Raw genomic sequence first — 13,552 nt, 5'->3', positions numbered from 1 at the left:
CCCGACAAAGAGCACGGCTTAAGTTGCGACCCTCCACATCCGATACCGCCCCTGCCCCGTCATCTCGTGGATCAGACCACGCGCTTCCATCCAAGCAAGGTTGCGCTGGATGGCAGCCCGGCTGGCGCCGATCAGGGCCTCGGCCATCGGAGCGGACACGAGCGGCCATTCGGTAAGTACCGCGCACAAGGCCGGGGGCGTGCGGCCGGAAAGCGGGCTCATCTCGGCTTCCGCCCTCGCCGACCATGCCTCGATATCATCGAGGTGACGCATTGCGGTCAGGCATGCGGTCTCCATCCCGTCAAGCCAACGAGACAGACGGTCAGCGGGTGGGCCACCGGAGCGCAATCCTCCTGCCCCGCCCATGGCCAAAGGCGCGAAGAGCGCCCCCTTGCCCTCACTGGCCACGATCCGTGCGGCTGTGACCGCCGCTTCCATCCGGTCGCCGTGCTGCCCGAGGCCCGCGAGACTCCAGAGATGGAAGCCCATGCAAGCGCGCGTGACTGGGTGAAGATCGGCGGCTTGCGCCATAAGATCGAGCCAACCGCCCGCGCGTTCCGCGAACGGTTCGGCTTCAACGCCGAGGTTCTCGGGGTCGCGGCGGTCGAGGAAGGCGGACAGGTCCACTTCCGGTCCAAGGCCGCCTGTAAGACGCCGCACTGCCCATCCGACACGCGCGAGCGCCGCGGTGTCGTCCTGCACGCCGGACAAGCGCATGGATTTCCAGAGCGCCAGCCGATCCGGGCCAATTCGGTCGCCTACAAACCAGCTGAGGTCTGCCGCCTCCATCAGCGCGAGCCTGTGCCGCCAACCTTTCGGGCCACGGCGCAGCCGGTCGTCCAGCGCGCCGATCCGGCCAGCCACACGGGCGAGACGCGCGGCATTGCCCGCCTCTGCCTTCCGCCAATCGTCGAGGACTGCGGTTTCACGAAGCTCTGCCCTAGGTCCGGGCGGCAGATAATCTGGCTCCTCGTCCATCGGACCGGGCAGGAACCACAGGTCGTCCTCAGACGTCTCTTCAAGCCCCTCCGCATTCACAAGAGGATCGTAAAAAATATCATACTGCATAGATACTTGAGTCTTCATGTATGCAAAATACCGCACTTTTGCATTTTACCAAAGTGTTTTGTCAGAGTGCGCCTGCACACCTTATATAGCACGGGCGCGCGATGGTCTGCGAGAGCTCGCTGATCGCGCTCAGCGTATGGAAACCAAGGGTTCTCTGCTGAGCAGCGCCACAGTGCACGCCCTTGCATTCGTTTTCAAACGGTCGTTTATTAGCGATGTATGAAACTGCAAAAAGACTGGTTCGATGCCATTGATAGGCTACGCGCGCGTTTCAACCGAGGATCAAACCCCCCTGCCCCAGTCGCAGGCCCTGAAATCCGCAGGCTGCGCCGAGATCCATGAAGAACAGGCCTCTGGCGGCAATCGTGCGCGGCCGGTGCTTGGGCGGGTGTTGGAGCGCATCGGCAAGGGCGACACGCTGGTGGTCGTTCGGATCGACCGGCTGGCGCGGTCCTTGTCGCACCTTCTCGAGGTGATCGAGCGACTCGAGGCCAAGGGCGCGTTTTTCAAGTCCCTGCAGGATCCGATCGACACAGCCTCCCCCCAAGGCAAGTTCACGCTTCAGGTTCTGGGCGCCGCGGCCGAGTTTGAGCGGGCGCTGATCCGCGAACGTACCAAGGCGGGGCTGGCGAGTGCCCGTACTAAGGGCCGGGTCGGCGGGAACCCGGGCCTACGCGCCCGCGATCCAGCGGCGCTACGAAAGGTGCGGCTCGCGCGGCAAGACGGCTACATGGAGCGGCTGAACGAGACGGCTCAAGACTGGGTGCCCCAAGTGCGCCGGTTGCGCCCCGACTTGGCCTGGGAAGACGTTGTGCGCATCATCAACGGCCCCCTGCCCGAGGCGCGTCGCTGGACCCAAAGCCGTCTCTTGCGCGCTGTGAAGGCCTATGTCCGCGACGGCTTCCTGCCTACCGAGGTGCTGGCCCGCGCCGGGCGCCGCGAAACGGACGATCGCCTGCCCGCCATTATTGCTGGCATCAAGGGCGCAGATCCCGACATCACGCTTCAAGCGATCTGTGAACGGCTGGAATCTATGCGCGAACGCACGCCTCGTGGCCGAACAAGATGGCAGCCGTCGTCCGTGAGGATGCTGCTGGAACGGGCGGAGCGAATTGGGTTGTTGGAGTGAGTTTTGGCGCAAAGCGTGTTCATCACTTCAGGCTAGTTCACAAATTGGGCTGGAACGTTAGCGGCACAATAATTTAACCTTGCAAATCTTCCACATGATGGAGTAATTGCAAGGTATGTATATGCGCCAAACTCATCAACTTGTGCAATCCGCGCTTGCGAACCAAGCCGCTGTTGTGCTCCTCGGTCCCCGGCAGGTTGGGAAGACCACGCTTGCTCTCGACATCGCTTCGGAGCAACCATCGGTATACCTTGATCTTGAACGTGACGCGGACCGGCAGATCCTGACCGAACCAGATCTCTATCTGGATGAACAAACGGGAAAACTCGTCATCCTCGACGAAGTGCAGCAGATGCCCGGCCTCTTCAAGAGCCTGCGTGGTCAGATCGACCAGCGCAGGCGGGCCGGGTTTCGTACGGGGCAGTTTCTGCTCTTAGGGTCAGCCTCCAATGTTCTCCTGCAACAATCGGCAGAGTCCCTCGCTGGAAGGGTCCGGTATATCGAAATGCCCCCTCTGCAACTTACCGAAGTTGGGACTGATCAGTTGAATGCGCTCTGGTTACGTGGTGGCTTTCCTGACAGTTTCTTGGCTGCCAGCGATCAGGCCAGCATGGACTGGCGTCTAGATTTCCTGCGCACCTATCTGGAGCGTGACATCCCTGCCCTTGGACCGCGTATTCCGGCCGCAACCTTGCGGCGCTTCTGGACCATGTTGGCGCATGTGCAAGGCGGCCTGCTGAATGCTGCTGCCCTCGCAGAGGGGCTCGGTGTGTCGGGCCAAACCATCGGTCGTTATCTCGATCTGCTCGTCGATCTCATGCTGGTGCGGCGGCTGCAGCCCTGGCACGAGAATGTCGGCAAACGCCTGGTGAAATCGCCAAAAATCTATGTGCGGGACAGCGGGATCGTTCATGCGCTGTTGAGTATTGGTACAACCGAAGGCTTGCTCGGGCATCCTGTCGTCGGCGGCAGTTGGGAGGGGTTCTGCATCGAGACCCTTCTTGCCGCGACGCCCGCCGGCACCGAACCCTTCTTCTATCGCACCTCTGCCGGAGCCGAACTTGATCTGGTTCTGCGTTTGCCGGGTGGCGACATCTGGGCCGTCGAGATCAAGCGCACGACTGCGCCGAAGGTTTCTCGTGGTTTCCACACCGGCGCAGAAGACGTCAAAGCCAATCGGAAGCTGCTGATCTACGCCGGAGAGCGTGATGTCCCCTTAGCAGAAGATATCCGGGCAATACCTCTCGAACAGGGAATTGGGCTGTTGAGAGCGCTTTAGCGCAGTGCTGGCTTTTCCCGCTGCGCGCCTGCGCGAGTTCCAAGGTATTTTCTTGTTTGGGTCAGTTTCAACAGAGTTTCCAATTTTCCTTGGTATCTTTCTCGACCGCCGGACGTCTCCCGATGCGGCCCTGTTGCATGGAATGCACATCGCAGCGGCTGCCCCGTCTACAACGGCTGTGGCCCATCTTCCTCCCCTACCCTTCTATGCGGCGCTTCGCATCCAGCGTGGTCAGGCCTTGGTCAACCGCCCAGCTACCCTTCGGGCTGCATCAGTTTCACAGGAGCCGACAACGAACCCGTCAAAGGCTTCGGCTCAATCTGCATCTTGATCTCCGACCTGGAAATTAGCATCGAACCCGTCGCGAGGTCGAACAGGACGGCCTTCGCGCAACGCGTCGCCGGACGCTCCCCGTAAGGCAAGCTGGCCGAGTGCGGCGGCATCTAGAAGATTCGGAAAGGGGAGACCGGCGCTGGCTACTTCACGGTGAGCATCTGTGATCACGGCTTCAACGCAAACCTGGGCAAAGCCACGAACTAGGTCGGTCATCTCCTCGGGTCCGAAAGACGCGGCGTGTAACATGCAAGGTTGATCGGCTTCGCTCTGGTCAGCCGACTTAAACTCCAATCTTGAACGCGTTCAAGATTGGAGTTTCTGGAGCCACTGAGCCTCAAAATAAGCGCCTGAAAGCTATAGGCGCGTGGTATCTTTATCTTTAGCTCAGAACCGTGCTACCATTGGGACAGAATCGAGTCGAACTCGGACCCAACCGAAGTCAGGGCTTATAAATGAGCGGTAGTTTAGAACAGTTTTTGACGGATCTGTCACGTGGGCTTGAGCGCACGATGGTGGCAGTGAACAAGGAACTCACCTTGCGTCAGCGCATCAAGCGAACCTGGTCCATGCGCCAGTGCGCTAGGTTTCTCAATGTGAGTATTCAGTATCTGACCAAGTTCGCCAATTCGAGCGATGACTTTCCCGCAGGAGAATATGTTGGAAGAGAGCGTGTTTTCACGCTTTCAGAATTGATGCACATGCGGGCCCTTCTGGCAGCCTCGGCAAAGCGGCCGTACGACTACCTGGCCTGGCGGAAGCCTGACGCACCTTTGCCCGTCATCTCGTTTGCAAGCCAGAAAGGCGGCACCGCCAAAAGTCTGAGCGCCGCGCATTTTGCCCAGTATCTCAGCTTGCACTACGGCATGCGTGTCGGTGTCATGGATGCTGACCCCCAAAGTACAATAACGCTCTACTTCGTCGGGGGAGAGGGCCTTCCCCAAATGCCCGACGAAAACACCGCCTCCATGGTGGACTTTGCTGGACTCTTTCAGTCGGAAGACGCGCCATATACCGACCATGATGCGCAAACGCTCGACAGCTTCTTTCTCAAGACCTCCTGGCCAGGCCTGCGCCTGCTTCCAGCTCACGGCGAAACATCCGAGGGTGAGATCCAGATTGCGCGGCTTGTCCGCGAAGCCCCCGCAGGAAAGAGCTTTTACCGCTACCTACGCGATGCCATCGACCGCTGGAAAGCGGGCCACCCACCGAAAACGCTACCCAACGAATTGGTAGTCGACGGCAAGGTCGACCAGGAGCGACTCGACACCGCACTAACGGAGACGCTGGATGTCATCATCATCGACTATCAACCCGCGCTCACACTATTCCAGTTGAATAACGTGATTGCGTCGACTTCGCTGGTCATACCGCAAACCATGAAGGGGTTCGACATCGCGACGTTGTCGACCTTTGTGACTGGTCTGCTTGGGATGCTTCAGCACATCCTGGCCCATGAAAGGATCGAGATCGGAACCGGTGCGAACATGCTGTTGCCAACGATCGTTCAACGGTCCAATGCGCAGGATCTTAACCACATCGGAAACCTGCTAGAACATTGCCCCACGGAGATTCTGCCCGTGTTTTATCTGCGTTCCGACGCGATCTCGAACGCGTCGGACGTCTATCAGTCCGTATACGAATACGAGCCGGACACGCCCGGAAAGCGCAAGGGGATCAACCGGTTCATCACGAATGCCGATGCCGTGAACGACGCCATAATATCGCGACTCTGGCCAGGTCTCGAACGTGGCTACGCCAATACTTGGATGGACGAATTCTATGAAGATGACGGCGAGGGTGAAGCATGAAACGCAGTATTCCAAGGTCGCTGGTCAGCAAGGCTACCAATCTCGATACAAACAAGGAACGTGCGAGCGGTTCCGAAGGCAGTACAGAATCGAGTGATGCTGTTTCGACTCCTTTTAAGGGGGCCGGCAGTGCCTGGAAATCAGGAGCGCTTGCGCAGTCGCAAGCTGCAGTAGAGCGAAGCAGAGCCGAGCTTTGTTTGGATATCCTCAACGGTCGCCACGAGTTAAGCCTGTCGCCAGATCAAATCTCCGATCCGATGGGAACCGACCGCCGACAAGACTGGATGTCCCAGGAAGCCTTCAGGTCTTTGGTAAACAGCATCGCTTCGAACGGGCAGGACACGCCCATTCTAGTGTGGCCGGAGGATCCGGATTGGCAGCCGGATCCGTTGGACCCGTCGAATATCGCGGGGGTTCCATTCGTGATGCTGACAGGACGCCGCCGACTGGCTGCCGCGTCAGAGCTCGGTGTACCCCTTCGTGCAATCCTTGCCCCGCCTGACGCGCGAAACGCTGAGAACAGCAAGTTTGAGATGTTGTTTCTGCGGTTTCGCGAGAATGAGGAGCGCGAGAATCTCAGCCCTTTTGAGCGATTGGTTTCGATTGGTGAAATGTATGAGACGCTGGCTTCTGGCGAAGAGAAACTGACAGCTGTGGCCTTCGCCAAGAAAATTGGTGTGCATGAGAGCCTAGTCTCGCGAGCACGGTCCGTTTTCGCTGCGCAGGATCAAATCTTGAACACGTTCAAGAACGTCTACGACATGAGCTTTCGCGATTTACAGGGTGCCTTAGCGAGCTTGGAGAGAACGAACAAAGCCAAGCCAAAACCAAAGACAAAGACAAAGCCCCAAAAACTCACCGTAAAGCGCAAGGTGGGCAACCGAAATCTTTCGGTCACTTCCGTCGATGGAAACCTATCAATCAAGGTTGCAGGAGTGCCGATTGACCAAGAGCGTCTCGAAAAGCTTGGAGACTTAGTCGCAAACTATTTGAACGTCGAAGACACGGAGAAAGATACCGACTGAAGACAGCGTTGGTGAGATGTTCTTCGGAACGATGAGGCAAGGAGCATAAAAGGAACGACAAGTGAATTAACGGCAAAAGAAAAGCCCCCAAGCGGTGTGGCCTGAGAGCTGATCTTAATGGTTTGGTCGCCTTCAAGATAGGTCTCACAGGATTCACTGTCAACGACGAACGCTTCTGAGCGAACGGCTTTCTTTTGCCTCCACATGACCGGAGGTGAGATACAGGCATGAAACATACAGGTTGGCGCAAGCCGACACCGTGTCTTGGGGTTGCTGAGCAGCTTGCCCAAGCCGGTGAACAGGTAGCAGTACCTAAAACACGAGCATTTGTCGCGCTCAAACGCGTTGGGGCCCATATCGGCCTGAAGGCTGGCGACATGATGCTCCTCGATACCCTGGGGGCCTTCACTCAGGCTCAGGACTGGGAGGAGGGGCAGCGCCCGATCGTCTGGGCGTCGAACGCCTATCTGATGGAGCAGACGGGCTTTTCCCTGTCGGCCCTCAAGCGCCACGCGCGGCGTCTTGCTGAGATCGGCGTGATTTCCTTCCAGGATAGCCCCAATGGCAAGCGGTGGGGCCGCAGGGACGCCGATGGGCGCATCATTGAGGCTTACGGCTTTGATCTGTCGCCGCTTTCAGCCCGTGTCGAGGAGTTCGAAGAGCTTCATGCCGAGCTGCAGGCTGAACGCGAGCTCTGCCAGCGCCTGAAGCGCCAGATCACGGTTGCGCGCCGGATGATCCGAGCCCGGATTGAAGCGGCTATCAGCAGCGCGCTGCGCGGGCCCTGGAGCCAATTCACGGGGCTTTTTGAGGAGCTTCTGGACCGGCTTCCGCGTCGCCATGAAGCGTCCGAGCAGCTTGCTCGGCTCCTGACGTGGTTCAAGGATCTCCAGGAGCGGGTCGAGGCGGCCTATCTCAAGGCAACTGAGGTCGTTCAAACTGTGGAAAACACGCCCGAAACCAAGGAACAAGTTTCTGGGAAGACTCAAGAAATGAACCCCAGGGAGGTCATTTCCGAACCTCATATACTAATTACAAATCAACTTAATCCTGTAACTAGTAATTCCTCTGAAAAAGAGGAAACGGCAGGTGTGGTGCCCAATGCCGAACCCGAAGAGCGGGTTGATAGGGAGTTGGAAGACTGGGTTGCTGAGGTACGCAAGAAGCGGACAGCGCTCGACCTGCCGACAATCATGCAGGCCTGTCCGGAATTCGCGTCCTGGGCGCGCAATATGGGTGGATTCCTGAAGGATTGGGGCGACCTGCACCGCGTTGCCGGGCAACTCAGGCCGATGATCGGGATCTCGGAGCATGCCTGGAACGTCGCGCAGGACCGAATGGGGACCCAAGTGGCCACGGCCGCATTTGCGCTCGTCTTCGAGAAGCACAGTACCGGTGAGGTTGCCTCTCCGGGTGGATATCTTCGGGGCATGGTGGAGAAGGCCGGGGCAGGGGAGCTGCATCTGGAGCGCAGCTTTTATGGCAGGCTCAACGGGCAGGCCGCATGATCGGGCAAGATTGAGAAATACCACGCGTTCGCAGCTTTAAGCAGGCCTGTAGAGATATTCTCTGCCGATCTGGAGGACCATCTAACTATTTGATCTATATCAATAATATCGAATCTCATGCGAGATACTGCCGATGCTCGTTGCCGATCTTTCATCCCCAACTGGCTCTGCTGATCCAAATCAAGAGCTTCGGTAGACGTGCCGGCATTGAGTCCTGTGGTGAGGACTCAATGGTTTTGCCAAGAACGGGTCCGGACCCGTAGAAAGTGAAAGTGTCCTTCGGGTTTTGTGACTGACGGATGAGGGCCTTTGGGGTCCCTCAGATGGGTCCGGGCCGGGTTCCGGTCTGCCGTTCCTGATGAAGGACATTCCCATGCAAACAGGTGTCTTGCGCGTGTTGCGCGCGACCGCTGCCTCGTGGTGGCGACACAAGGAACTACGCCGAACCGGCCAGACGGGGCAGGCACAACGGCTCGAGCGCGAGACCGTCCAGCGTGATCTCGGCTATCTGAAGCAGGCGGCGTCATTGCCAAACGCGAATGTGATCTGCGGGGAGGGTGGGACATTCCTCCATCTCGGTTGGACTACCGTGTCGACCTTCGCGCCGATCGAGCGCTTTCCCCTGGCCGCCCTCGCGGTCGCACGAGGAACCCCGTTCATCGATATCCGACCCATCAGTGACGTCATCACCTTCGCGAACCTGCCGCGGGTGGCGCAGGACGAGTCGGTCGACCCTGAACCTTGGGGTCCCGGCAGGTCCGCGTCGCTGACCACCTACATCGACATGGTCGAAGCCCTCGGTGGCAGGATCGCCAACGATCCACGCCCCCGTCAGTCAACCTGATCACCACTCCCTCTCATCAACACTCGAAAGGAGGCCAGCCATGGCCCGATCCCGCACGCCCAAATTCGATGCCTCCGAGGTCATCACAAACGAAATCATCCGCATCATCGAGCGCGGCGTCCTGCCGTGGCGCAAGCCATGGACCGCAGGTGGCAGCTGTCGCCCCCTGCGCGTGGGCGGGGAACCCTACCAGGGAGTGAACAACTTCCTGCTGACCATGCGGACCGTGATGGCGGGCCACAGCTCTCCCTTCTGGATGACGTTGCCGCAGGCCAATGCGTTGGACGCAAAGGTCCGCAAGGGCGAAAAGTCCTCTGTCGTTGTTTACTACGGTCAAAGCCGGAGAGACGCCGGCGATGAGCATGATCACAGCGACGGGGATGATCACTCCGAGGAAGCCCGTATCTTCCGCTTCCAGAAATCCTACCGCGTGTTCAATGCCTGCCAGATCGAGGGCTTGCCCGACAGTTTCTACCCCGACCCGGAGCCAGCGCCTGAACATCCGCCGTCCGAGCCCATCGCGCACATGCAGGCGTTTTTCGACGCCATCGACATCACGACCGTCTTCACGGGGACGGAAGCGTACTATTTGCCCCCCGTGGACAAGGTTTACATGCCATCCATCACGCGGTTCCAGGACCCGCGCAATTTCTACGGGGTCTGGGCGCATGAGCTGGCCCATGCGACAAAAGCCCCCCATCGACTGAACCGTGATTTCGGTCTCTCGAAGTTTGGCAACACCTCTTACGCGCGCGAGGAGATCGTCGCGGAGTTGACCTCGGTGTTCCTGGGACAAACGCTCGGCTTCACGGCGCATACGCTCGAGATGAATGCCGCCTACCTCCATAACTGGTTGCGGGTCCTTCGGTCGGACAAGGGCGCGATCTTCCGGCACGCGGCTGATGCGCAGCGCGCCTGCGACTACCTGATCGCCAGATCGGAGGCGGGCAGGGCAGGGGACAGCGCCGAGGCCGCCTGACCACACAGAGAACGAAGACTCGCATGTCACGCAAGGAACCCAAGACGCTGCGGGTGGCCTGCTTCGAAGACGGCCGCCGCAAGATCATCACCTTCAAGCGCGGTGCCTATTGGTGGAGCCAGTCTGATGGCGCTTATCCGTTCTCGGCAGCGCTCGAGAGCATCAAAGAACAAGGCGGCTGGATCGAAACCATCCCTAACCCGAACTACAGAGTCAGAGGGCTGTTCGGATAAGGCGCCTTCGGCCTCAATTCATCCGCCAGGCGGAAAAGTGAAAGCAGGCTTTGGGAAGGGTGTTTCAACTTCTCAAAGGAGATCCCCATGGCCATGACCGTTCAACCCCAGCCAGATCGTCCCGACTCGACCGTGATCGCGGCGCAGAACGACGCGTTTCGCAAGCTCGCGTGCCTTGGAGTGCCGCCCGCGCAGCCCATCCAGGGCCGAATGCATGTCACCCGCGCGCTTATGGAGGCTGGTGACGGCTTCATGGCCGAGGCGGTGAAGGCGACCGGTGAGTTTGCCACATTCGAGCCTGAGAATGATCCCGAGGGATGGCACGATTTCGGGGCGGTCGAGATCCGGGGCGAGACCGTGTTCTGGAAAATCGATCTCTATGAAGCAGACTCGGATTTCCGCTACGGGGCTGAGACCCCGGATAATCCCGCCACCACCATGCGCGTGCTGACCATCATGCTGGCGCGCGACTGGTAGGGCAGGGGACTCCTCCCCCCTGACATCTCAGACGATGAAGGCCCACTGACCCCTCAAAGGGAAAGTGGGCCTTTTGTCGTAGTGATCCCTGAAGCCGGGGATTGGTTACGCCCGCGCGCGCGGGGGCCACACTTCACCCACCTGGAAGGATATCCCATGACCACGAACTTTGCCCCTCTCACCATCGCTATCGGCGATCTTGTCCCGCATCCCGCCAATGTGCGCAGCAACTCGCCGGAAACTTATGACCCCGAGAACATCGCGCATCTGAAGGCCAGCATCGCTGTGCTGGGCCTGCTCCAGCCGCTTCTCGTCCAGAAGCTTGACGGCAAATATGCTGTCCTCGCCGGTGGCCGACGCCATGCCGCGCTGAAGGAGCTGATCGCCGACAAGGCCAGCAAGGGGTTCACGGCGAAGACCAAGGTGGACTGCCGCCTCGTGCCGGAAGACTGCGACGTCACCACGGCACTGTCGCTCGCCGAGAACATCACCCAGGCACCGATGAATGCCATCGACGAGTTCGAGGCCTTCGCCCGGATGATGGAGGTCGACGGCCAGACGCCCGAGACGATCGCAAAGACCTTCGGCACCACGGTGGCGGCCGTGAAAGGCCGGTTGCGCTATGGCCTGATCCACCCCGACATCCGCGCCGCGGCCCGGGGCAAGGTGATCACGCTCGACACGATGAAAGCCTTCGCCGAGCACCCGAGCCAGGAGGCGCAGCGCGAGGTCTTCGAGGCGCTCACGAAGGACGGCGGCTATCTGCAGGCCTATACCGTCCGTCAGGCCCTCAAATCCCGCGGCGTGCAGGTCAGCGATGATATCGGGGCTTTCGTGCGCGAAGACTACGAGGCGCGTGGCGGTGCCGTCGCGGCTGACCTTCTGGAAGAGCATTCCGTGCTGGAGGATGCGGCACTGGTCGAGACCATCCTGCTCGAGAAGCTCGGTGCCGCCGCCGAAGAGGCCCGTATGAGGCTGGGGTTTGCCTGGGCCGATGCGATGGTGCGCTATGACTACGCGACCATGGCCGACTATGGTCGCGTCTATCCCGGCCCGATCGAGCCGGATGAGGCTGCCCAGAAGCGCATCAATGAGATCACCGCCGAGCTTGAGAAATTGCAGCTCGAGATGGAGGATGAGGGGCTCGAGGACGGTGCCTACAATGCCCTTTACGACCGCGTCGACGCTCTGGAAGAGGAAGCGCGCGATCTGCAGGAGGCCTACAGCGCCGAGGACCTCGCACGGTCTGGGGTGATCGCCTCGTGGCAGGGTGGGCAGATCACGCTCCATGTTGGTCTCGTCCGCCCGGAAGACACCATCAAAGAGGAGGGCGCGCGCGGCTCCTCGGCTAGCCCGACCGGGGAGGAGGCCCCGGACGCCGGCGAAATCACTTATCCAGCCTCACTGGCTGAGGACCTCAAGACCGAGCGAGCCATGGCGCTTGGGGCCGCGATGGCGCTGCATCCGGAGGCCACGCTCGATCTGACGCTCTTCAAGCTGGTCAGTGACGTTCTGGCCAGCGGCATGAGTGTCACGCAGGCGATCAAGGTCGAGGCCCGCAAGGAATACCGCAGCCATGCCAAGATGGACGAGATCGACGAGACCTCGCTCGAGCAGGTGGCGGAGGCACATGATGCGCTTGATCTGTCCTGGCTCGATGACACCCGCGCGCCCGCCGATCAGTTCGCGGCGTTTCGCGCGCTGGAGGCAGGGGAGAAGGCCAATCTCGTCGCCTTTGCAACCGCCAGCACCACGCAGTCCTGCTTCGCGCGGGACCGCCAGCGCGACAGCCTGATGCATGACTTCGAGATCGAGATCATGCCCGACATCCGGGCGCATTGGACGCCGAATGCGGCCCTCTTCAACCGCTTCAAGAAGGCCTGGCTCCTGAAGATCCTCGGCGAGGATCTGGGTCTCGCCCAGGAGGCGGTGACGCTGGCCTCGTCGAGCAAGAAGGAGATCGTCGCCTTCTGCGACAAGCTCTTCGCCGATCCCTTCGCGACGCTCACGGACGCGCAGCGCGCTGCCGTGGCCGCCTGGTGTCCGCCCATGATGCAGACCGCCGGTGTCGCCTTTGATGAGGCGGAGCCCGCTGCGGAAACCCCGGAGCCTGACGGCGACATCGCGCAAGCGGCCTGAGTCCTCACGCGACCCGCGCGTGGACCATGCCGCCCGCGCGGGTCGACCCTTCCAAACCGAACAGAAAGACATCCCCATGGCTATTCTCAAGTTCTCTGCCTCCGCTGTTGCGGCGCAAATCGCACATGCGCGTGCCTGCACGACCTTCCTGCCCAACTGGAACGGGCCTGTGGACAGGCCTGCCCTGATCCTGATCGTCGGCAATGGCGTGCATTTGCGCTCCAACGGCATCGACGGCACGACCACCCGCATCGTTACCACCGAGCAGGCCGATCCGTCCTTTGCTTTCGCCGATGGCATGAACCCGTTTCGGGACACCGACTGGATGGCGCAGCGCCGCATGGCGTTTCGCGATCTGACCGGCCAGTTCTACACCGACATCCTCGACGATGTGCAGGTGCTCATCGACCGGGGGCAGGGGGCCATTCGGCTCGCCACCGATGGCCACAGCATCCGCGTCTTCGTGCGCCGGGCCTCGGACTATCTGATCGGCGGGACCTATGAGGTGCCGTCGGGCCTTGGCGGCACCTTCCGGGTCATCCTCAAGGATGCCTGCGACACCTTCGCGATCGTGCAGAACTGCGGCAATTGCGAGGATTTCGACGCCATGCAGCCCTACCGCGTGCCGCTCGATGCGCTGATGGAGATCGACGGTCGGAGGGCGGCTTAACGCGCCCTTCCTCAAACCAGCATCGCCAATACCCTGCCGGACCTGCGGCCCCCTCGG

General features: G+C 60.3%; 13 protein-coding genes. 11 read left to right on the top strand and 2 right to left on the bottom strand.

The window, feature by feature from the left end; genetic code table 11:
* Nucleotides 1-18: 18 nt before the first annotated feature.
* Nucleotides 19-1,068 carry a hypothetical protein gene (locus ROSMUCSMR3_RS20385; protein WP_008282910.1) on the bottom strand — a complete coding sequence of 350 codons (1,050 nt, stop codon included), beginning with the start codon at nt 1,066-1,068 and terminating at the stop codon, nt 19-21.
* 244 nt (nt 1,069-1,312) lie between these two features.
* Here ROSMUCSMR3_RS20385 and ROSMUCSMR3_RS20380 point away from each other — a divergent pair, with 244 nt between their 5' ends.
* Both ROSMUCSMR3_RS20380 and ROSMUCSMR3_RS20375 read left to right on the top strand, forming a co-directional pair.
* On the top strand, nt 1,313-2,197 hold the full coding sequence (locus tag ROSMUCSMR3_RS20380; protein ID WP_008282911.1) for a recombinase family protein: 885 nt from the start codon (nt 1,313-1,315) through the stop codon (nt 2,195-2,197).
* A gap of 115 nt (nt 2,198-2,312) precedes the next feature.
* Nucleotides 2,313-3,476 (top strand): ATP-binding protein, encoded by a 1,164-nt coding sequence (locus ROSMUCSMR3_RS20375; protein WP_008282912.1) that lies wholly within the window; start codon nt 2,313-2,315, stop codon nt 3,474-3,476.
* A gap of 315 nt (nt 3,477-3,791) precedes the next feature.
* Here ROSMUCSMR3_RS20375 and ROSMUCSMR3_RS21370 read toward each other — a convergent pair whose 3' ends face one another.
* Nucleotides 3,792-4,025, bottom strand: a complete 234-nt coding sequence (locus ROSMUCSMR3_RS21370; protein WP_157132432.1) for a hypothetical protein — start codon at nt 4,023-4,025, stop codon at nt 3,792-3,794.
* Between the two features lie 239 nt (nt 4,026-4,264).
* Between ROSMUCSMR3_RS21370 and ROSMUCSMR3_RS20365 the strand changes: the two genes are divergently transcribed.
* The 9 genes from ROSMUCSMR3_RS20365 to ROSMUCSMR3_RS20325 all read left to right on the top strand — a co-directional run bounded on the left by ROSMUCSMR3_RS20365 (nt 4,265) and on the right by ROSMUCSMR3_RS20325 (nt 13,495).
* Nucleotides 4,265-5,620, top strand: coding sequence for a ParA family protein (locus tag ROSMUCSMR3_RS20365; RefSeq protein WP_170850625.1), 1,356 nt, complete (start codon nt 4,265-4,267; stop codon nt 5,618-5,620).
* Nucleotides 5,617-6,645 (top strand): ParB N-terminal domain-containing protein, encoded by a 1,029-nt coding sequence (locus ROSMUCSMR3_RS20360; RefSeq protein WP_008282915.1) that lies wholly within the window; start codon nt 5,617-5,619, stop codon nt 6,643-6,645. The genes ROSMUCSMR3_RS20365 and ROSMUCSMR3_RS20360 overlap by 4 nt, the downstream gene beginning before the upstream one ends.
* 227 nt (nt 6,646-6,872) lie before the next feature.
* Entirely contained in the window at nt 6,873-8,153 is a 1,281-nt protein-coding gene (gene repC, locus ROSMUCSMR3_RS20355) for a plasmid replication protein RepC (protein ID WP_081508713.1), read from the top strand.
* 373 nt (nt 8,154-8,526) lie between these two features.
* Nucleotides 8,527-8,997 carry a hypothetical protein gene (locus ROSMUCSMR3_RS20350; RefSeq protein WP_237183597.1) on the top strand — a complete coding sequence of 157 codons (471 nt, stop codon included), beginning with the start codon at nt 8,527-8,529 and terminating at the stop codon, nt 8,995-8,997.
* A gap of 40 nt (nt 8,998-9,037) precedes the next feature.
* Nucleotides 9,038-9,976: an ArdC family protein gene (locus tag ROSMUCSMR3_RS20345; protein ID WP_081508711.1), complete on the top strand. Its 939-nt coding sequence runs from the start codon at nt 9,038-9,040 to the stop codon at nt 9,974-9,976.
* Nucleotides 9,977-9,999: 23 nt separating this feature from the next.
* Nucleotides 10,000-10,209, top strand: coding sequence for a DUF6330 family protein (locus ROSMUCSMR3_RS20340; protein WP_081508710.1), 210 nt, complete (start codon nt 10,000-10,002; stop codon nt 10,207-10,209).
* 87 nt (nt 10,210-10,296) lie between these two features.
* Entirely contained in the window at nt 10,297-10,686 is a 390-nt protein-coding gene (locus ROSMUCSMR3_RS20335) for a DUF3768 domain-containing protein (RefSeq protein ID WP_008282920.1), read from the top strand.
* 156 nt (nt 10,687-10,842) lie between these two features.
* Entirely contained in the window at nt 10,843-12,825 is a 1,983-nt protein-coding gene (locus tag ROSMUCSMR3_RS20330) for a ParB/RepB/Spo0J family partition protein (RefSeq protein ID WP_081508709.1), read from the top strand.
* Nucleotides 12,826-12,901: 76 nt separating this feature from the next.
* Nucleotides 12,902-13,495 carry a regulator gene (locus tag ROSMUCSMR3_RS20325; RefSeq protein WP_081508708.1) on the top strand — a complete coding sequence of 198 codons (594 nt, stop codon included), beginning with the start codon at nt 12,902-12,904 and terminating at the stop codon, nt 13,493-13,495.
* Nucleotides 13,496-13,552 lie beyond the last annotated feature (57 nt).

The organism is Roseovarius mucosus (assembly GCF_002080415.1).
Lineage (GTDB): Bacteria > Pseudomonadota > Alphaproteobacteria > Rhodobacterales > Rhodobacteraceae > Roseovarius > Roseovarius mucosus_A.
The sequence above is the reverse complement of the archived record's forward strand: the minus strand, read 5'-3'. Positions and strand labels throughout refer to the sequence as shown.

Coding starts and splice junctions, on each gene's coding strand:
- ROSMUCSMR3_RS20385 (WP_008282910.1), bottom strand. CDS start 1,068: ATGCAGTATGATATTTTTTACGATCCTCTTGTGAATGCGGAGGGGCTT.
- ROSMUCSMR3_RS20380 (WP_008282911.1), top strand. CDS start 1,313: ATGCCATTGATAGGCTACGCGCGCGTTTCAACCGAGGATCAAACCCCC.
- ROSMUCSMR3_RS20375 (WP_008282912.1), top strand. CDS start 2,313: ATGTATATGCGCCAAACTCATCAACTTGTGCAATCCGCGCTTGCGAAC.
- ROSMUCSMR3_RS21370 (WP_157132432.1), bottom strand. CDS start 4,025: ATGACCGACCTAGTTCGTGGCTTTGCCCAGGTTTGCGTTGAAGCCGTG.
- ROSMUCSMR3_RS20365 (WP_170850625.1), top strand. CDS start 4,265: ATGAGCGGTAGTTTAGAACAGTTTTTGACGGATCTGTCACGTGGGCTT.
- ROSMUCSMR3_RS20360 (WP_008282915.1), top strand. CDS start 5,617: ATGAAACGCAGTATTCCAAGGTCGCTGGTCAGCAAGGCTACCAATCTC.
- repC (WP_081508713.1), top strand. CDS start 6,873: ATGAAACATACAGGTTGGCGCAAGCCGACACCGTGTCTTGGGGTTGCT.
- ROSMUCSMR3_RS20350 (WP_237183597.1), top strand. CDS start 8,527: ATGCAAACAGGTGTCTTGCGCGTGTTGCGCGCGACCGCTGCCTCGTGG.
- ROSMUCSMR3_RS20345 (WP_081508711.1), top strand. CDS start 9,038: ATGGCCCGATCCCGCACGCCCAAATTCGATGCCTCCGAGGTCATCACA.
- ROSMUCSMR3_RS20340 (WP_081508710.1), top strand. CDS start 10,000: ATGTCACGCAAGGAACCCAAGACGCTGCGGGTGGCCTGCTTCGAAGAC.
- ROSMUCSMR3_RS20335 (WP_008282920.1), top strand. CDS start 10,297: ATGGCCATGACCGTTCAACCCCAGCCAGATCGTCCCGACTCGACCGTG.
- ROSMUCSMR3_RS20330 (WP_081508709.1), top strand. CDS start 10,843: ATGACCACGAACTTTGCCCCTCTCACCATCGCTATCGGCGATCTTGTC.
- ROSMUCSMR3_RS20325 (WP_081508708.1), top strand. CDS start 12,902: ATGGCTATTCTCAAGTTCTCTGCCTCCGCTGTTGCGGCGCAAATCGCA.